Source organism: Pseudoxanthobacter soli DSM 19599 (genome assembly GCF_900148505.1).
GTDB lineage: Bacteria > Pseudomonadota > Alphaproteobacteria > Rhizobiales > Segnochrobactraceae > Pseudoxanthobacter > Pseudoxanthobacter soli.
This window is the reverse complement of record NZ_FRXO01000006.1, coordinates 305,074-324,824: the sequence shown is the minus strand read 5'-3', so window position 1 is coordinate 324,824 and position 19,751 is coordinate 305,074. Positions and strand designations below refer to the sequence as shown.

The 19,751-nt window shown below is 68.2% G+C and carries 15 protein-coding genes; all 15 read left to right on the top strand.

Features of this window, described 5'->3' with window-relative positions:
* Nucleotides 1-170: 170 nt before the first annotated feature.
* The 15 genes from BUF17_RS16190 to BUF17_RS16120 all read left to right on the top strand — a co-directional run bounded on the left by BUF17_RS16190 (nucleotide 171) and on the right by BUF17_RS16120 (nucleotide 19,747).
* A complete protein-coding gene (locus tag BUF17_RS16190) occupies nucleotides 171-1,526 on the top strand; it encodes an iron-containing alcohol dehydrogenase (protein ID WP_073630551.1) in 1,356 nt (451 codons plus the stop codon).
* Entirely contained in the window at nucleotides 1,523-2,353 is an 831-nt protein-coding gene (locus BUF17_RS16185) for an HAD-IIB family hydrolase (RefSeq protein WP_073630550.1), read from the top strand. Before BUF17_RS16190 ends, BUF17_RS16185 begins: the two co-directional genes overlap by 4 nt.
* Nucleotides 2,346-3,890: a glycerol-3-phosphate dehydrogenase gene (gene glpD, locus BUF17_RS16180; protein WP_073630549.1), complete on the top strand. Its 1,545-nt coding sequence runs from the start codon at nucleotides 2,346-2,348 to the stop codon at nucleotides 3,888-3,890. Before BUF17_RS16185 ends, glpD begins: the two co-directional genes overlap by 8 nt.
* A gap of 193 nt (nucleotides 3,891-4,083) precedes the next feature.
* Nucleotides 4,084-5,562 (top strand): xylulokinase, encoded by a 1,479-nt coding sequence (gene xylB, locus BUF17_RS16175; RefSeq protein WP_073630547.1) that lies wholly within the window; start codon nucleotides 4,084-4,086, stop codon nucleotides 5,560-5,562.
* 163 nt (nucleotides 5,563-5,725) lie between these two features.
* Nucleotides 5,726-6,796 (top strand): sugar ABC transporter substrate-binding protein, encoded by a 1,071-nt coding sequence (locus tag BUF17_RS16170; protein WP_244530915.1) that lies wholly within the window; start codon nucleotides 5,726-5,728, stop codon nucleotides 6,794-6,796.
* Nucleotides 6,797-6,905: 109 nt separating this feature from the next.
* The gene (locus BUF17_RS16165) at nucleotides 6,906-8,420 is read left to right on the top strand and encodes a sugar ABC transporter ATP-binding protein (protein ID WP_073630545.1); all 1,515 of its coding nucleotides are present in this window, start codon (nucleotides 6,906-6,908) and stop codon (nucleotides 8,418-8,420) included.
* Nucleotides 8,417-9,466, top strand: a complete 1,050-nt coding sequence (locus BUF17_RS16160) for an ABC transporter permease (RefSeq protein ID WP_073630543.1) — start codon at nucleotides 8,417-8,419, stop codon at nucleotides 9,464-9,466. Before BUF17_RS16165 ends, BUF17_RS16160 begins: the two co-directional genes overlap by 4 nt.
* On the top strand, nucleotides 9,463-10,464 hold the full coding sequence (locus BUF17_RS16155; protein WP_073630541.1) for an ABC transporter permease: 1,002 nt from the start codon (nucleotides 9,463-9,465) through the stop codon (nucleotides 10,462-10,464). The genes BUF17_RS16160 and BUF17_RS16155 overlap by 4 nt, the downstream gene beginning before the upstream one ends.
* Entirely contained in the window at nucleotides 10,461-11,999 is a 1,539-nt protein-coding gene (locus BUF17_RS16150; protein WP_073630539.1) for an FGGY-family carbohydrate kinase, read from the top strand. The genes BUF17_RS16155 and BUF17_RS16150 overlap by 4 nt, the downstream gene beginning before the upstream one ends.
* A gap of 158 nt (nucleotides 12,000-12,157) precedes the next feature.
* On the top strand, nucleotides 12,158-13,930 hold the full coding sequence (locus BUF17_RS16145) for a thiamine pyrophosphate-binding protein (protein WP_073630537.1): 1,773 nt from the start codon (nucleotides 12,158-12,160) through the stop codon (nucleotides 13,928-13,930).
* Nucleotides 13,931-14,625: 695 nt separating this feature from the next.
* The gene (locus tag BUF17_RS16140) at nucleotides 14,626-15,357 is read left to right on the top strand and encodes a GntR family transcriptional regulator (protein ID WP_073630535.1); all 732 of its coding nucleotides are present in this window, start codon (nucleotides 14,626-14,628) and stop codon (nucleotides 15,355-15,357) included.
* 18 nt (nucleotides 15,358-15,375) lie between these two features.
* Entirely contained in the window at nucleotides 15,376-16,470 is a 1,095-nt protein-coding gene (locus BUF17_RS16135; protein ID WP_084564770.1) for an extracellular solute-binding protein, read from the top strand.
* A gap of 140 nt (nucleotides 16,471-16,610) precedes the next feature.
* A complete protein-coding gene (locus BUF17_RS16130) occupies nucleotides 16,611-17,822 on the top strand; it encodes a mandelate racemase/muconate lactonizing enzyme family protein (protein ID WP_084564768.1) in 1,212 nt (403 codons plus the stop codon).
* A gap of 3 nt (nucleotides 17,823-17,825) precedes the next feature.
* Nucleotides 17,826-18,884 carry an ABC transporter ATP-binding protein gene (locus BUF17_RS16125; RefSeq protein WP_073630531.1) on the top strand — a complete coding sequence of 353 codons (1,059 nt, stop codon included), beginning with the start codon at nucleotides 17,826-17,828 and terminating at the stop codon, nucleotides 18,882-18,884.
* 35 nt (nucleotides 18,885-18,919) lie between these two features.
* A complete protein-coding gene (locus BUF17_RS16120) occupies nucleotides 18,920-19,747 on the top strand; it encodes an ABC transporter permease (protein WP_073630529.1) in 828 nt (275 codons plus the stop codon).
* Nucleotides 19,748-19,751: the final 4 nt, after the last annotated feature.

Below are 19,751 nucleotides of genomic sequence, written 5' to 3'. Positions count from 1 at the left end.
ACACGCGCTCCGGTAGGCCCCGATTCCGTCATCCCTTCTATCGGATTTCAGGGCCGCGAACATCCATTTGGCAAATGCCATAACGTCGCGAAAAACGACATTGACAAAATTCATGACTGATTGAAGAATGCCACAAAACAAGACGAGCTTCCCTGGGAGGGAGAAACGGCATGAATCGCCCCGTTACGGCGCGCGAAGGCGGGCGGGCACCCTCGTCCGCATCCTGGACGTCGCTGATCGATGACGTCACCGCGGGCCGGTGGATCGACCCCGATACCGGCCAGCCTGCCGGAGTTCCGTTCGAACGCGTTGTGATCGCCGACGATCTCGGGGGCGCCTATGCCGATCTCGTCGGCAGCGTCATGCCGGCGGCGAGCTATGCCGTCGTCAGCGACCATGACACCCGCGACGCCCAGGGTGCGGCGATCGCCGCTGCCCTCGGCGCCTCTGCGATCGAGGTCGTTCTCGACCATCCCCATGCCGATGAAGGCGAAGTCGAGCGGCTCAAGGACAGGACCCGCGGCGCCGACGCCCTCATCGCGGTCGGCTCCGGCACCATCAACGATCTCTGCAAATATGCGACGGCACAGGACGGGCGCCCCTACAGCGTGTTCGGCACCGCGCCGTCGATGAACGGCTACACCTCGACGACCGCCTCCATCACGCTCGCCTCCGGCCTTAAGACCACCCAGCCGGCTCACGCCGCGCGGGGCGTGTTCATCGACCTCGCCGTCAACGCCGCGGCGCCGTCCTATCTCATCGCCGCCGGCCTGGGCGACAGCCTGTGCCGCTCGACGGCCCAGGTGGACTGGTACTTTTCCCACCGCATGTTCGGCACCGCCTATCTCACGGCGCCCTATGCGCTGCAGGACGAGGACGAGCGCGAACTGCTCGCCCGCTCGGCGGATCTTGCGCGGGGCGACCGCCTCGCCGTCGGCTATCTGCAGCGCCTGCTGACGCTCACCGGGTTCGGCATCAGCGTCGCCAAGATGAGCCATCCGGGCTCGATGGGCGAACACCAGATTTCGCACTGGATCGACAGCTTCGCCGGCGACCGCCATCCGGGCACGGTCCATGGCCAGCAGGTCGGCGTGACGTCGGTGACGATGGCCCGCCTTCAGGAGGCGATCCTGTCGGAGGCGAGCGCACCCAGGATACGTCCCGTTCAGTTCGACGAAGCCGATCTGCGCCGGCGCTACCCCGCCGCCGCGGTCGAGGCCTGCATTGCCGTGTGCCGCGCCAAGACGATGGACGAGGCCGCATGCGAGCGCTTCAACGCGCGCCTTGCGGACCTGTGGCCGGACCTGCGCCCGCGGCTTCAGGCGATGTCGATCCCGTCCGCCGTGCTCGCCGACCATCTCCGGGCCGCCGGGGGCGCGGCGACGGCCTCCGAACTCGGCATCGACATCGGCCTCTATCGCGACGCGCTGCGCCACTCGCCGGAGATGCGCGACCGCTACTCCTTCCTCGATCTCGCGGCCGGCATGGGCATCCTCGACGATTTCATTGCGGAGGAAGGACGATGAACCTTCGCCCCATCACCGAGCTCGATGCCGCGTCCCTGGCCGGGGTCGAGGTGGTGTTCACCGATATCGACGACACGCTGACCTGCGAAGGCCGGCTGCCGGCCGCGGCCTACGAGGCCCTCGAACGGCTCGACGCCGCAGGGCTGGCGGTGGTGCCGATCACCGGCCGGCCTGCCGGCTGGTGCGATATGATCGCCCGGTTCTGGCCCGTCGCCGGCATCGTCGGAGAAAACGGCGCGTTCTACTTCTCCTATCAGCGGGACCGGAAGCGCATGATCCAGCGCTTCTTCGCGACCGACGACGAGCGCCGCCAGAACCGGGCGCGGCTTTCCGTCCTGCGGGAGCGCATCCTGCGCGAGGTCCCCGGAACCGGCATCGCCTCGGACCAGCTCTATCGCGAGGCGGACCTCGCGATCGATGTGTGCGAGGACGTTCCGCCCCTGCCCAAGGAAGCCGTCGACCGGGTGCTCGCGATGTTCGCCTCGGAAGGGGCGGTCGCCAAGCTGTCGTCGATCCACGTCAACGGCTGGTTCGGCAATTACGACAAGCTGTCGATGAGCCGGCTTTTCTCCAGGGACGTGCTCGGTCTGGACCTCGACGCGGACAAGGATCGCATCGCCTTCGTGGGCGACAGCCCGAACGACGGCCCGATGTTCAGCTTCTTTCCGAAATCGTTCGGCGTCGCCAACGTGCTCGATTTCAAGGACGAGACGAGCCATCTGCCGCGCTATGTCACGAACGGCAGGGGCGGTGAAGGCTTCGTGGAGGTCGCCGATCTCATCCTCGCCGCCCGCACCGCGCCCTCGCGGGAGGCCAGCCATGGCTGAGCGTGCTGCGACGCAGACCTCCGACACCTACGATCTCGCCATCATCGGTGGCGGCATCAACGGCTGCGGCATCGCCCGCGATGCCGCAGGCCGCGGCCTCAAGGTGTTCCTGTGCGATCGCGGCGATCTCGGCGGCGCGACGTCCTCCGCATCGACCAAGCTGCTGCACGGCGGCCTGCGCTATCTCGAGCACTACGAGTTCCGCCTGGTGCGGGAGGCGTTGAAGGAGCGCGAGGTGCTGTGGGGCATAGCCCCCCATATCGTCAGGCCGCTGCGCTTCGTGCTGCCTCATGTGAAGGAGATGCGACCGCGCTGGATGCTCCGGCTCGGCCTCCTGATCTACGACCATCTCGGCGGCCGCAAGGCGCTGCCGGGCACGAGTTCGGTCGACTTCGCCCGCAGCCCGATCGGACAGGGCCTGAAGCCCGGGCTCCGGGTCGGCTTCGAATATTCCGACTGCTGGGTCGAGGACAATCGCCTCGTCATCCTGAACGCGCGCGATGCCCGGCGTCTCGGCGCCGAGATCCGGTCCCGCACCGCCTGCGTCGCCGCCAGGACGGGGCCGGGCGGATGGACGCTCACGGTGGAAGGCGCCAACGGCGCGCGCCGCGATATCCGGGCGCCGATCGTGGTCAACGCGGCCGGGCCGTGGGCCGGCGACGTCGTGCGCACGCTCGCCGGGCGGCGGACCGGCGGCAGAACCCGCATGGTGCAGGGCTCGCACATCGTGGTCCCGAAGCTCTATGACCACGACCGCTGCTTCATCTTCCAGAACGGCGACGGCCGGATCGTCTTCACGATCCCCTACGAGGGCGATTTCACCCTCATCGGCACGACCGACCGCGATTATTCCGGCGATCTCGACCGCGTCCGGGCGAGCGAGGACGAAATCCACTATCTGTGCCGCGCCGCCAGCGCCTATTTCAGCCGGCCGATCGCGCCCGCCGACGTGGTGTGGACCTATTCCGGCGTCCGTCCGCTCTACGACGACGGCGCAAGCGCCGCGCAGGCGGCAACCCGCGACTATGTGCTCGAACTCGACCAGTCCGACGGCGCGCCGATGCTGTCGATCTTCGGCGGCAAGATCACGACCTACCGCCGCCTGGCGGAATCCGCCCTCGACAAGATCGAACCGCTGCTCGATCCGTCGCACCGCGCGAAGGTGGCCTCCATGCGCGGCTGGACCGGCCGCGCCAGCCTGCCGGGCGGCGACTTTCCGAAACAGGATTTCCCCGCCCTCGTGCGCGCGCTCGCCGAGGCCTATCCGTTCCTGCCGCCCGGCGAAGCCACCCGCTTCGTGCGCTATTACGGCACCGAGGCCCCGGCCATTCTCGGCCATGCCCGCAAGACGGCGGATCTCGGACAATCTTTCGGCGCCGGCCTCACCGAGGCCGAAATCGACCACATGCGACGAAACGAATGGGCGCTCACCAGCGAAGATATTCTCTGGCGGCGCAGCAAGCTCGGCCTGCGGCTGCGCGAGACCCAGGCGCAGGAAATCGACCGCTATCTGACCGGCCTGTCGCAGGTCGCCTGAGACCCGGCCCGCAAGGCCGGACGGCATGAACGCGTTCGCGGCCCGCCCCGCGAACGGAAGACCGGCGGAAGCCGCACAACGACGGCCACAAGGCCGCCAACGAACGGGTCGCCGACGAAGCGCCCGTCAAGGGAGAGAAACCCAGGGCCGAATATCCCGGGTCGATACACACCGCATAAGAACGGGTGAAGACATGTATCTGGGGATCGACCTCGGCACGTCCGGGGTGAAGGCCATCCTCATGGATGGCGACCAACGCATCGTCGCGGAAGCGTCGTCCCGGCCGCTGGCGGTCGAGCGGCCCCATCGCGGCTGGTCGGAACAGCATCCCCACATCTGGTGGGATGCCGTCTGCGAGGCGCTGGACCGCCTCACCGCCAGCCATCCGCGGGAGCTTTCCGCCGTGCGCGGCATCGGCCTATCCGGCCAGATGTATGGCGCGACGATGCTGGACGCCGCCGACCGGCCCATCCGCCCCGCGATCCTCTGGAACGACACCCGGTCGACGGCGGAATGCCGGCTGATGGAACAGCGCGAGCCGGATCTGCGCCGCATCGCCGGACGGCGCGCCACGCCCGGCGTCACCGCGCCGAAGCTGATCTGGATGCGGGAGCACGAGCCGGACAATTTCGCCCGCATCCGGACGGTGCTGCTGCCGAAGGATTATGTCCGCCTGCGCCTGACGGGCGAAAAGGTCTCCGACATGGCGGATGCCTCCGGCACGCTGTGGATGGACGTCGCCGCGCGCGCATGGTCCGACCGCCTGCTGGCGTCGACCGGCCTCGACGTCTCCCACATGCCGCGCCTCGTCGAGGGCACGGAACCGGCCGGCACGCTGCTGCCGGGCCTCGCCGACCGCTGGGGCATGGTCAACCGGCCGGTGGTGGCCGGCGGCGGCGGCGACAATGCCTGCGGCGCCTGCGGCAGCGGCATCGTCGAACCGGGAGACGGCACGGTTTCCCTCGGCACCTCCGGTGTCCTGTTCGTCGCCACCAGCGAGGCGCGGCCCAGTCTCGACCATGCGATCGAGACGCTCTGCCATGCCGTTCCCGGCGTCTGGCATCAGATGTCGGTGATCCTGTCGGCGACATCCTGCCTCAACTGGCTGGCGTCGGTGCTGAAGCGGCCGGCGGCCGAGCTCGTCCGCGACCTCGGCGAAGCGCCGAGGCCGGCGACCGGCCTGCTGTTTCTTCCCTTTCTCGACGGCTGCTGGAGCCCGCAGGACGACGCCGACATCCGCGGCGCCTTCGTCGGCCTCGAGCACGGCACCGACGAGAGGGCGCTGACGTTCGCGGTGCTCCAGGGCGTCGCGTTCGCGCTCAACGAGGCGGCGAACGGATTTCGCGACAACGGCGCCCGTTTCGACCGGCTGCTCGGCATCGGCGGCGGGTCGCGCTCGCCGCTGTGGATGTCGATGGTCGCGAACGCGCTCGGCGTCGGCATCGACATTCCGTCGGCGAGCGAGCTTGGCGCGGCCTTCGGCGCAGCCCGCCTCGGGCTCATCGCCGCGACCAACACCCCGCCCTCGGACGTGCTGAAACGCCCGCCGATCGCGCGGTCCATCGAGCCCGACCCGGCGCTGACTGAGAGCAGCGGTGCGGCATTCGAACAATGGCGCGCCCTTTACGCGCCCGTCCGGGCAGCTTCCGCCGCCCTGCGCACCCGCGTCTGACCGCACGGTTCGGTGCCGAAAGGGCCGGACGCCCCAGTCAGACGCGGTTCACCGATCCGGCTCGTTCGCGACCGGTCTCACGCTCGAAATCCGGAAGACAACGCCACTGCGGCCCCAAACGGCGCAGCAAGGCGAAGCAACAATAATCAGGGAGGAAGAGACGATGAACGACACCACCGAGTTTCAAGGGGCTGCCGACCTCGATGGCGACTCGATGTCCACCGGCAACGACGGCCAAGGCGGGGGCCGTTTCCAGATTTCCCGGCGCGGCCTGCTGACGGCCGGCACGGCGCTGCTGGCCGCGCAATATCTCGGCGTCCGTCCGAGCTTCGCGGCCGATTACAAGTTCGCCGCCGCCCTCGGCTGGACGACCTACGATTCCGGCCGCCACCTTCAGGACGGCTTCAACGCGGCGGTGAAGGAGCTGGGCGGCACGCTCACCACCACCGATGCCGGCTTCGACGCCAAGAAGCAGTCGGACCAGATCGATTCCCTCGTCGCCACCAAGCCGGATGCCCTGTTCATCACGCCCGCGGATGCCGTCGCCATCGCGCCGGCCGTGCAGCGGGCGCTGAATGCCGGCATCCCGGTGTTCGCCGCCGACAGCATGGTTCCCGGCGTCGCGGTCAACACCACCGCCATGTCGAACAATTTCGGCATGGGCTTCTACACCGGCGACTACATCGCCCGGAAGCTCAACGGCAAGGGGCCGATCGCCCGCGTGCTGCTGCCGCAGAACGAAAGCTGGGACCAGCGTACCCTCGGCATGGAATGGGCGCTGAAGCGCTATCCGGACATCAAGATCGTGACGAGCTGGGCGTTCGCGCTGGCGGGCAACGTCACGCCGCGCCAGGCGGTCGACAATATCCTGACCGCCCACGACGACCTTGCCGCCGTTTGGTGCGCCTGGGACGGCGCGGCGGTGGAAGGCACGCTCGCGGCCCGTGCCGCGGACCGTCCGAACCTGATCATCACCGGCATCGACGGCGGCTCGCAGGCGTTCAACTACATCGCCGCCGGCTCGCAGCTGAAGCTCACCATGGCGCAGTCGTTCTACGAGATGGCCTATCTCGACGTGTTCTACGCCCACGAGCATCTCGCTGGCCGCAAGACCCCGCGCACGGTCATCACCCCCGCCTATGCCGTCACCCAGGAGATGCTCAAGGCCGGGCTGCCGGACGACTACGACGTTCCCGGCCGCGCTGGCGAACTCGGCTGGGTCCGCGCCGTCTGATCCGCGCCGGCCGGGCGGCGGGGCGCATTGCCGCCCGCCGCCCGGCCTCGCCGTTCCGACATTCTTGCCCGGGCTGACCAGCCGGAACATCTGTGAGGGAGGTCACGCGGTGGCCCAACCGATCCTGACCATATCGCGGCTCGCCAAGCGCTTCGGCGCGGTGCAGGCGCTGGACGATGTGGATTTCACGCTGGAGCGCGGCGAAATCCACGCCCTGCTCGGCGTCAACGGCGCCGGCAAGTCGACCTTCATCAAGATCCTGTCCGGCGTCTACACCAAGGACGAGGGCACGATCGACATCGACGGCCGCGCCGTGGAGTTCCGTTCCCCGCGCGATGCCCTCGCCGAGGGCGTGGCGGCGGTGCAGCAGCACCCCGAACTCGTGGCGGACCTGACGGGCTATGAGAATATCTTCCTTGGGCTCGAAGGCGCGCGGCGCGGCTTCTTCAGCCGCATCGACCGGCAGGCCATGAAGCAGCGCGGCGACGCCCTGCTCGCGCGCTTTCCCGTGAACATCGATCTTTCCCGCCGGGTCGCCACGATGTCGATGGTCGAGCGGGAGATCGTCGCCGTGCTGCAGGCGCTGTCGCGGGACAATATCCGGGTCCTCATCCTCGACGAACCGACGTCCACGCTGACCGAAGTCGAGAAGGGCGTGCTGTTCAGCCTGATGACGACCTTGCGCGCCTCGGGCATCTCGATCGTCTACATCACCCACCGCCTGGAAGAGGTGATGGAAATCGCCGACCGCCTCACCGTGTTCCGGGGCGGCCGCCGCATCGTCACGATGACGGCCGAGCACGCCCGCACCCAGGGCATTTCGCTCGCGGAACTGATGCTCGGCGAGACCCTGGACAACATCTATCCGCCGAAGCGGGAGCCAGGCCTCAGTGAGGACACCGTGTTCGCGGTGGAGGGATTGCACATCCCGGGCGTTCTGGAAAATGTCCGGTTCGAGGTCCGGCGCGGCGAAATCCTCGGCGTGTTCGGCCTCGTCGGCTCCGGCCTCGACGAACTGTCGAAGGCGCTGTTCGGCGCCGCCGGCCACGTCTCCGGCACCATTCGCGTCAACGGGCTGGAGGTGCGGCCCCGGTCGCCGCGGGAGGCGCTCGCCAAGGGCATCTTCCTCGTGCCCGGCGACCGGCGCGTGGAAGGCCTGACCCTCGGCCAGCCGTCGATCTTCAATATGACGCTGGCCAATCTCGGCAAGGCGTCCGGCCTCGCCGGGCTGCTGCGGCACGGGCGCAACCGGCGCGCAAGCGCCGAACTCGCCGCAAAGGTCGCGTTGCAGCCTCCGATCCTCGACCGAGCCGTCAGCGGCTTCAGCGGCGGCAACCAGCAGAAGATCGTCGTCGCCAAGGGCCTGTTCACCGAGGCCGACGTCTACATCTTCGTCGAACCCACGGTGGGCGTCGATATCGGCGCGCGGTCCCGCCTCTATGCGCTGATGCGCGAACTCGCCCGCACCTCCGCGGTGATCGTGATGTCCACGGACTGCGACGAGGTCCACGGCCTCTCGGACCGTGTGTTCGCACTCTACAAGGGCCGGCAGGTGGGCCAGCCTTCAACCGAGACGTCCCGAAGCCGGCTTCTCGCCGCCGGGATCATGGGGAGCCTGCAATGACGATGAGGGAGCGAAGCGTTCGAAAGGAACTTCCACCGGCGCTCTACCGCGCCATCGCCTTCTTCGTGCTGGCCGCGCTGGTGATCGCCATCTTCTCCGCCATCGAGCCGCGCTATCTGTCGGCGCGCAACCTGACGGCGGTCACCCGCCACATGGCTGCGAACGGCCTGGCGGCGCTGGGGCTGACCTTCGTGGTGGTCGTGCGCAAATACGACCTGTCGTTCCCCGGCATCGCCTCGTTCGCGGCCATGACCATCGGCTTCATGATCGCCGGCGGATACAGCCTGTGGGTCGCCATCGCCGGCGGGCTCGCCGTGGGCATCGCGGTCGGCCTCGTCAACGGCATCGCCGTCAGCTATGCGCGGCTGCCCGACATCGTCACCACCATCGCCACGGGCTCGGTCGTCGGCGGAGCGGCGTTCCTCTACACCGGGGGGCGCACGATCTTCCAGAATTTCATGACCTCCGGCCTGATCGACCTCAACGACATCCGCTTCCTCGGCCTCAACGCCTCGGTCTATTTCCTGCTCGCGGTCTATGTGCTCGCCTACGTCGTGATGCACCGGTCCCGCTTCGGATCGTCGTTCTACGCCACGGGCGAAAATCCGGTTTCCGCCCATTTCTCCGGCATCCCGGTGCGGCTCTACACCATGAGCGCGTTCGCGGTGTGCGCGGCGACGTCGGTGCTGGCGGTCGTGCTGATCCTGGCGGAATCCGGCACGGCGGACACGAACGAGGGCGCCAATTTCCTGATGCCGGCCTATGCCAGCGTGTTCCTCGGCGCCGCGCTGCTCGGCGGAGCCTCGATCCCGGCGACGCTCGCCGGCACCGCCCTCATCACCATCCTGCTCGACGGGTTCTCGCTTCTGGGCGTGCCCTACTATTACAGCGACGGCGTGGTCAGCACGATCCTGCTCGCGGGCGTCATCCTGTTCGACGAGAGGCTCCGCGGCCGGTTCGCGATGTTCGCCGGCTTTCTCGGCATCGGCGGGGCGGGTTCGCGCGAAGCCGGCGCAGGCCGGAAGATCGGCACGGTGCGGTCATGAGCGATATCACCACAACCGCCCGCCCCGAGGCGCCCGTGTCCGGCGTCAGGATCGTCGGCCGCTGGTGGCTTCTGTTCGCGCTGGTGGCCTGCCTCGCCGCCTTCACGATCGTGCGGCCGCAGATGCTGGAAGCCGGCAACATCGTCACCATCCTGCGCAGCGCCAGCCTCATGGCGATCATGGTGCTCGCGCTGACCTGGGTCATCGCCGCCGGCAAGATCGACGTCAGCTTCATGCAGGTCGCCGCGCTCGCCAACATGACGGCCGCGGGGCTGCTGTCCAAGGGCTCCGGCTGGGCTGTCGCCGCGGTCTGCGGCATCGCCGTCGGCGCCATCGTCGGGCTGGCGAACGGCCTGCTCGTCGGCCGCATGCGCCTGTCGCCGCTGATCACCACCATCGCGACCGGCGGCATCTGCGCCTCCGCCGCGGCGGCGATCGGCGCCGGCACCTCCATCCGCATCGACGACCCCGGCGTCCTCGGCGCGTTCCTGTCCGCGAGCGTCGGGCCCATCCCGCTGATCGCGATCGTCGCGGCCGTGCTCTATGTCGCGGCCTGGTGGCTGCAGGAGCGGCTGACCTTCGGCCACTACATCTACGCGGCCGAGCAGAACGAGGAAGCGCTCATCGACGTGGGCGTGTCCGCAAGCCGCCTCCTGGTGCTGGTCTACGTGATGAGCGGCGTCTGTGCCTCGGTCGCGGGCGTTCTGCTCGCGGCCAGTCTCTCCTCCGGCCAGCCGATGATCGGCGCCTCCTATTTCATCGACGGCCTGACGGCCGTGTTCCTGGGCGGCATGATGATCCGCATCGGGCGGCCGAACGTGATCGGCACGGCGACGGCGGTGCTGCTGCTGGCGGTGCTCGTCAGCGGCGGCGCCCTGCTCGGATGGCCGGACTATCAGCGCGAGATCATCAAGGGGGCGCTGCTGTTTGCCGGCGTCGTCATGGCGGTCCGCATGGGCCACGCGCCGGAAGGCCTCAAGCGGGGGAGCGGCACATGACGGCCCGCACACCTCTCGTGATCGGCCTCGACTGCGGCACCGGCGGCGCGCGCGCCATCGTCTCCGACCTCGCGGGCACCGTGCGCGGAATGGCGACGCGGCCCTATCCGACCTCGTTCCCGCGGCCGGGCTGGGCGGAACAGAAGCCCACCGACTGGTGGCGCGCCGCTTGCGAAGCGGTTCGTGAGGCCGTGTCGCTGGCCGGGGCCGCGCCGGAGGACATTCTGGCGATCTCGGCGGACGGCACCTCGAGCACCCTCGTCGCGCTCGACGAGGCCGGCGCGCCGATCGGTCCGGCGATCCTGTGGATGGACAGCCGCGCTTCCGCCCAGGCCCGGCGCATGACGGCCTGCGGCGATCCGGCCTTGTCGCGATGCCGGGCCGGCGTCAGCTCCGAATGGATGATCCCGCGCATTCTCTGGCTGAAGGAGAACGAGCCCGAAATCTTCGACCGCGCGCGCTGGTTCGTCGAGATGGCCGACTACATCTCCTTCCGCCTGTCGGGGCGCCTGACGCTCGGCCTCAACCAGGCGACCAACCGCTGGTTCCACGGCGGGCTTCAGGGCGGCTGGCCGACGGAGTTCTTCGCGCGGATCGGGCTTGCGGGCATCACGGACCGCTTCCCGGCCGATGTGCTGTCGCTCGGCGCCCCCATCGGGCCGATCGCGCCGCTGGTGGCCGACGCCATGGGTCTCGGCCGGAACACGCTGGTCGTCTGCGGCGGCACCGACGCCTATGTCGCCATGGTCGGCCTCGACGTCTGCGAGCCCGGCCGCACGGCCTTCATCACCGGATCATCCCATCTGGTGCTGTGCATGACGGACAGGGCGGACGAGGTCCCGGGCCTGTTCGGGCCGCATCCCGATTGCGTCGTGTCCGGTCTCTACGTCCTTGAGGGCGGGCAGGTGTCATCGGGCTCGATCATCAAGTGGTGGCACGATCATTTCGGCATCGCCCTGTCTGAGGGCGAGGACCCCTATGCCGCGATGATGCGCCGTGCCGCCGACATCCCGATCGGAGCCGACGGCCTCGTGGCGCTCGATTTCTGGCAGGGCAACCGCAATCCCTACACCGACTACGATCTCCAGGGCGCGATCTGGGGCCTCACGCTGAAGCACTCCCCGGACCACATGCTGCGCGCCCTGATCGAATCCGTCGCCTACGGCACGGAGAATATCCTGCGCACGCTGGCGGCGAACGACGTTCCCGTCACCTCGCTCACGGCGTGCGGCGGCTCCGTGCGAAGCCGGTTCCTGCTGCAGATGCATGCCGACGTCAGCGGCCTGCCGATCTCCGTTCCGAAGGTCAGCGAGGCGACCGCGTTCGGCTCGGCGATCGTCGCCGCGGTCGGGGCGGGGGCGTTCCGCGACCTGCCGGAGGCCGCCTCGGCCATGGTCTCGGAAGATTTCGTCATCGAGCCCGATGCCGAGGCCGGCGCGCGCTACGCGCCCGTGTTCGAGGATTACCGCGCAACCCATGCGGCGCTCGCCCCGCTGATGCACGCCAAAGCGCGGGGCAATCCGATGCCGACCTGATCTTCGTCCAGAAAGCGCGCGCGCCCGAACCGCCCGAAAGCATGGGCGCGCGACCGAATACGCTGCCGGACGGCAAGATTTTCCTGAAGTCCCCTCTCGCGTTCCGTCCGGCCCGGACGGGGCATGCCCCTGCTTTTGCTTTATCGGAGTGTGTAGAAATGGCTCATATCGGAGATCTGGTCGCCGAAATGCTGGCGCAATACGGCGTCGAACTCGTCTTCGGAATGCCCGGCGGCCAAACCACCGCCCTGCATGACGGCATCTCGCGGCGAACCGACCGTATCCGCCACGTCCTGATGCGCGACGAGCGCAACGCCGCCTACGCCGCGGACGCCTATGCGCGACTGACCGGCAAGCCCGGCGTCTGCGACGTGACCGTCGGCCCTGGCGCGAACCTGTTGCCGGCCGGCTTCATCGAGGCGCTCAACGCCTCCGTGCCGATGATCGGCATCGTCGGCGAACTGCCGCTCGACTGGCTGACGCTGAAGGAAAAGGGCATCGCCAGCCAGGGCTTCGACCAGCTTTCGTTCTTCAAGACCATCACCAAGGATTCCTGGCTGGTGCCGTCGGTCACGGCGCTGCCGGAAATGATCCGCACCGCCTTCCGCGTCGCCACGTCCCCCCGTCCGGGTCCGGTCGCGCTGATCATTCCCCACGACGTGTTCGATGCGGAATGGGATGAAAGCCGCGTCAGGATCGCGGTGGACGACCGGGCGATCCGCGCCCCGTTCGTGCGCTCCGCCCCCACCGGCGACGCGATCGACGAGGCGGTCGCGCTCATCGGCCGCGCCCGGCGGCCGGCTCTCGTCTGCGGCGGCGGCGTTCACGGTGCGGATGCCACCGCCGAAGTCGGCCGCGTCGCCGACAAGCTCCAGGGCCTCGTCGTCACCAGCCTGACCGGACGCGGATCGGTGCCGGAAACCCTGCCCTATGCGGCGGGCACACTGAACCCGCTCGGCTCGTGGGCGGCGATCGAGCTCATCAAGGAAGCCGATCTCGTCATCTGGTGCGGCTCCAAGGCCAGCCAGAACACCGCGATGAACTGGACGCTGCCGCTGCCGGAGCAGGCGACGATCACGATCGATTCCGATCCGAACGAACATGGCCGCACCTTCCGCCCGACCGTGTCGCTGTTCGGCGACGTCCGCGAGGCGCTCCGCCTGATCGACGGTAAACTCGCCCCGCAGAGCCATCCCGAATGGCTCGCCCGAATTGCCGAGGTGAAGGAAGCCGGCGAGGAACAGAAGCGGGTGGAGATCGCCAGCGAGCGCATCCCGCTCGATCCGCCGCGGGTCATGGCCGCGCTCGCGGAGCGGCTTGGCGAAGACGACATCGTCGTGTCCGACGCCAGCTTCTCGGCCGGATGGATCGCGAACTTCCTGCCCGCCCGCAAGGCCGGACGGCAGTTCCTCTATGCCCGCGGCCAGGGTGGGCTCGGCTATTCGACGCCGGCGGCGATCGGCGCCGCCGAGACCCGTCCGGATGCCCGCATCGTCACGGTCGCCGGCGACGGCGGCTTCTCCTACACCATCGGCGAACTCGCCACCCAGGCCCAGCGCAACCAGCGCGTGGTCAACATCGTGCTGAACAACGGCCGCCTCGGCTGGATCCAGCTCTGGCAGGAAATCTTCTTCAAGAACGTGCAGTCGGCCCTGCTGGAGAGCCAGAGCTGCCATCCGAATTTCGCCGAGGCCGCGGCCGGCCTCGGCCTCAAGGGGTTCTATGTGGAGAAGCCGGACGAGATCGGGCCCGCGCTCGATGCCGCCTTCGCCCACGACGGGCCGTCGGTGGTGGAGTTCCGCATCGACGATCTGGCGACGCCGATCCATTCCTTCAAGCGACGGATGCGGGAAGGCGGCGATGCGCCCCGTCCGCGGCCCGGCACGGTGTACAAGCTGCGGGACTGGAAGACCTCGCCCACGCTGGCCTGACGGGACTGCGCCGGCAAGGGTGGTGCCGGGGAGGATCGCGCCGGCAAAGATCGCGCCGGCAAGGATCGCACTGGTAAGCCTGTGAATGTGACGGCAGCGCGGCCCCGCCGGGCTGCCGAATGAAGACGAACTGCCGCATGAGGTCATCTCCGCGGCCGGATCGAGTCCGGCCGCCGGGATCCCGGGGCCGCCTTGCGCCCCGACGGTGTGTCGCAGTCCCCGGCTGCCGTTCCCGCCTGCATTGGCCGGCCCGCAGCAGGGCAACAACGAGCGCGAACGCCGCTCCGGCCAGACTGGCCGCCGTGACGGGCCGCCATAATCCTCTAGCCCAGCCCTGCCGGCCGTGACGGCCGCGACTGCGACCGCGAACGCGGCGCGGATGCCGCCCGTACCCGCTTGCTCTCTTCAGAACAATCGGGACTTTTGAGGCGTCTCGCCGGAGAGGGGACGGCCGCTGCCGTCTTTCCCAAGCCGGGTCCTCCAGCCCGCTTTCCATAACGCGTTCGGGCGCGCGGCGGGCCGTTCCGCTGCTGCACCGGCGCCGAGATGGCCTGGGTTGCGGCCACGCGCCCGAACAGCCGCTCACCCCGCAAAAATCCGCATCAGGGACTCGACAGCCGTCACGCGTGGGTGATATGAGAATTCTGTATACAGAGTTCTGAATATCAATTTTGAGTTCCAGCTGCAGGGGACCTATGACGACCTCGCCTCTGAACGCGATCCCGTCCGCGCCGCCGCCGTCCGAGGAACCGCTCGCGCCGCTTGATGCGATCGTCACCCTCGCGGATCAGGTCGCCGATCGGATCGTCGACGCGATCGCCGCCCGGCGTCTCGTGTCCGGCCAGCGCCTGATCGAGACGGAGCTGGCCGACGCTCTGAAGGTGAGCCGCGTTCCGGTGCGGGAGGCGATCCGCATTCTGGCCAGTCAGGGCATCCTCGTGCCGGCACCCCGGCGGGGTATGCAGGTGGCCACGTTCGATGCCGCCTGGGCGACCCAGCTGCACAATGCCCGGGTCGCGATCGAGCGGCTTTGCGCGCGGATCGTCGCCGACAAGCTGGCGGCCGATCGCACGCCGCTGCATCGGCTTGAGGCCTGCGTGGCGGCGATCGATGCCGCCGCGCAACGGCCCCAGGACGGCTGGCTGCGGCTCAATCGGGCCGATATCGCCTTTCACACCGCGATGTTCGAGATCGCGGGCAGCCCGCTGTTGACCACCCTGTGGAACGCGATTTCCCGGCACGTCCTGATCATGTTCTCGATCGAGACCTACCGGGACACGGACTTCGAGCGCGTGACGCAGGAGCACCGGATTTATGTCGACGTGCTGCTGTCCGGCTCCCGCGAGAAACTCGATGCGGAGATCGACACCCACGTCGCGGGATTGCGCACCTTTCCCCACGCGCTGCCTCTTCCAGACCCTCAATGAGAAGCGGGAGTATGACAGATGTCCGAGCCGACCTCCGGGCCGCAGGCCCCAGGCGAGACGTGCGGTGCCGTTCGATCCCTGTCGTCCCTGACGCGCCGCGGCGCGCTGGTGACGGGCCTTGCGGCCCTCGCGTCGCCGTTCGTCCTGCGCTCCGCCCGCGCCGCGGGTGAATTGAGGGTGCTGACCTGGGAGGGCTACGCTGAACCCGAATGGGTCAAGCCGTTCGAAGAGAAGCACGGCGTCAAGCTGTCGATCGTCTATACGGGATCGGTCGACGAGATGTTCGCCAAGATGCAGGGATCGAAGGGGGCGGACTTCGACGTCGTCGCCTTCGATACGTCGAGCTTCAAGCGCTATATTGACGGCGGTCTGATCCGGCCGCTCGATATGGCCCGGATACCGAACGCGGCGAACCTCTCCCCCGCCTTCCGCGATGTGCCGTCGATCCGCCGCGGCAGCGACCAGTACGGCATCCCCTTCGCCTGGGGCTCGCTGCCGCTCATCTACGACAAGAAGGATTTCCCGGCCACGCCCGATAGCTGGGAGGTGATGTGGGACCCGGCGAACGCCCAGCGCCTCATCGCGCTCGACGACGCCAACAACAACATCACGCTTGCCGCCATGGTGCTCGGCTTCAAGACGCCGTTCAATCTCGACGATGCCCAGTTCGCGGCCGTGAAGGACAAGCTCGTCGCCCAGAAGAAGCTGCTCCTCACCTATTATGCAGGCTTCGACGACGGCGTGAACATCTTCGCTCAGTCGAACATCAAGGCGATGTTCTCGATGGGCGAGCCGCAGGTCGCGGGCCTCAAGGCCAAGGGCGTCGACGCCGCCTTCACCATCCCGAAGGAAGGCGCGATCGGCTGGCTCGATTGCTGGACCGTCTCCGCCGGTGCCCGCGATCCCGATCTCGCCTTTGCCTGGCTCGATGCCTGCCTGTCCCCGAAGGTCGGCGCCTATCTCTCCGACAAGAAGAGCTACGGCAACACGACGGACGAGGCGGCCAATGTCCGCAACGGCTTCACCTACGCCGACAAGCTGACCTTCCTCGAAACCCCCGAAAGCTTCGAGAAGCGCGTCGCGCTGTGGAACGAGGTCAAGGCCGCGCCCTGACCGATACGTCTGTTTCCGGCGCGGCATCCGCTCTGCCGCGCCCCTATCTGCCGCGCCCATAGCTGCGGCGCCCAAATCTGCCGTGTCCTTGCGGTACCCGACGGCGCCATCCGCCAACCTCTCATCAGAGTGCGTTTCCCATGCGAACCGTGTCCCCGGTGCTCGACGGCGCGCCGCCGAAGCTCGTCATCACCAACGTCATCTGCCACGTGCTTCTGGCGCCGGACTACGATCCGAGCTTCACCTCCTCGGCCCAGGACAATCTCGTCGTCCTCATCGAGACCGATGCGGGCATCACCGGGATCGGCGAGTGCGATGTGAACCCGTGGATGGCCAAGGCGGTCATCGAGGCGCCGGGCACCCACACCATGGGCCTCGCGGTCAAGGAGATGCTGATCGGCGCCGATCCGTTCGAGATCGGCGAGCTGTGGCGGAAGATCTATCTCGGCACCGCGATGAACGGACGCCGCGGCGTCGTGATCCATGCGCTGAGTGCGATCGACATGGCGTTGTGGGACCTTTGCGGCAAGGCGCTCGGCAAGCCGGTCCATGCCCTGCTCGGCGGCGCCACCCGCGACCGCATCACCCCCTACGCCTCGCTGCAGCCGGCCGGCCACGCCTTCGAGGACTATCGCGATGCGCTCGTCCAGTCCGCACTCGACGCCAAGGCGCTCGGCTTCAAGGCGATGAAGAGCGAGGTCACGATGAACGGCCCCTATGCCCATTCCGGCATGCGGGAGAACTACGACCGCCACACCGAGGTGGTGGCCGCGGTTCGCAAGGCGATCGGCCCCGACATAACGCTCATGATCGACGTGCAATATCTCTGGGAGGACGCCGCGACCTGCCTTTCCGTCGTGAAGGACTGGGCGGAATTCGACATCTTCTTCCTGGAGACGCCGATCTGGTCGGACAACGTGGAGGAGATGGCCAAGCTCGCGGCGGAGGCGCCGATGAAGATCGCCTGCGGCGAGTGGCTCGCCACCCGTCACGAGTTCAAGGAGCTGATGGACATCGGCAAGGTCCACGTCGCCCAGCCGGACGTCGGCCGCGTCGGTGGCCTCGGCGAGGCGAAGATCGTGTGTGACATGGCGGCCGAGCGCGGCCTCACCATCGTGCCGCACTGCTGGAAGACGGGCATCTCGATTTCGGCGACCGCCCACCTCGCGTTCGTCACCGACCACTGCGCCTTCGTCGAGTATCTGCCGCCGCAGCTCTGCATCGAGCGGCTGCGCCGCGAACTCGCCCACGAGGAGCTGGTGCTCGAGAACGGCACGATCCCGCTGCCGGTGAAGCCGGGCCTCGGCGTCGAACTCGATTACGACGTCCTCGAGCGCTACACGGTGGCCTGAGTGATGGGGCTCGCACTTGAGGGCGTCACCAAGGCCTACGGCTCCGTCGAGGTGCTGAGGCCGGTGACCTTGAACGTGGCCCACGGCGAATTCCTCACCCTGCTCGGTCCCTCCGGCTCCGGCAAGACCACGATCCTGCGGCTGATCGGGGGATTCACGCAGCCGAGCGGCGGCCGCATCCTGCTCGACGGCCGCGACCTCACCACCGTTGCGACCAACAAGCGCCCCTTCAACACGGTCTTCCAGGATTACGCGCTGTTTCCGCACATGTCGGCGGCCGACAATGTCGGCTACGGCCTGATGATCCGCGGCCGTGCGAAGCCGGAGATCCGGCGCATTGTCGGCGAGGCCCTGGAGATGGTCGGCCTCGGCCATCTGCCGGACCGTTATCCCGCCCAGCTTTCCGGCGGCCAGCGCCAGCGCGTGGCGCTCGCCCGCGCGATCGTGTGCGAGCCGAAGCTCATCCTGCTCGACGAGCCCCTGTCGGCGCTCGATGCCGAGCTTCGGCGGCAGATGCAGGGCTTCCTCAAGGACCTTCAGCGGCGCATCGGCACCACCTTCCTGTTCGTCACGCACGATCAGGAGGAGGCGATCGCGATGTCCGACCGCATCGTCGTCATGAACACCGGCGGCATCGAGCAGATCGGCTCGCCGAAGGAGATCTACTACGCGCCGCGCACTCCGTTCGTCGCCGGCTTCTTCGGCGACAACAATCGCATCGCAGCGAAGGTCGTTGCGGGAGGCCGGATCGAGGCACCGTTCATCGATCTGCCGCTCCCCCCGGGGCGGGACGCGACGCCGCGGCCCGTTCTGCTCGCGATCCGTCCGGAGCTCGTCACCCTCGATGCGCGACCCGGCGCCGTCGAAATTACCTGCGTGGTCGACGAAGTGGCCTTCGGCGGCGCGATCAGCCACGTTCGGCTGCGGCCGCTGGCGGCACCGGACGAGCGCCTCGTCGCGAAGCTGACGAGCGCGCGCGATCCGAGGGGTCTTGAGCCCGGCGCGGCCGTCACGGTGTCCGTCGCTCCGGACGACATCGCGATCGTGGAGACGGCGCCGTGACCGCGCGGGGCCTGAGTCACGGCCGACGCCCCGTCATGCGGGCGGTTGCGTTCGCCGCCGTCATGGCGGTGCCGATCCTCATCGTCGTGGTGCCGATCTCCGGCTTCTTCGCGATGTCGTTCTGGCATGTGGAAAGTCAGAAAATCGTCCGCGACTGGTCGTTCGCGAATTACGAGGCCTTCTTCTCCAGCCCGGCCTACTGGCTGACCTTCCTCTACACGCTGCAACTTTGCCTGGAGGTGACGGCGATCGGCCTCGTCGTCGGCTATCCCGTCGCCTATTTCATCTGGAAGCGGCGCGGCCGGCTGCGCTACGCGCTGCTTCTTCTGTTCGTCATGCCGCTCTTCATGAGCTACATCGTGAAGATCTACACGATGCGGTCCATCCTCGGGCTCGACGGCCTCCTGAACCGGTCGCTCGTCGCCAGCGGCATTCTGCAGGCGCCGAGCCTCGTCTTCCTCTACAACCGCCCCGCTATCCTGATCACCATGGCGGTGATCTTCCTGCCGTTCGTCATCCTGCCGATCTTTCTCTCGCTCGAACGCATCCCGGGGAACCTCATCCAGGCCTCGGCCGATCTCGGCGCCGGGGCGGGAACCACCTTCCGCCACGTCGTGCTGCCGCTTTCGCTGCCGGGCACGCTCGCCGGCGCCCTGTTCGCCTTCGTGCTCGCGCTCGGAGACTTCATCACGCCGCAGATGGTGGGCGGCCCCTCCGGCTTCACCTTCGGCAGGGTGATCTGGTCGCAGTTCGGGCTCGCCTACAACTGGCCGTTCGGCTCGGCGCTCGGCGTCGTCCTGTTCCTCATCGCGCTCCTCGCCATCCTCGTCGGTGGCTGGGCCGCCGGCCGGCAGAGGGTTTGAGGCC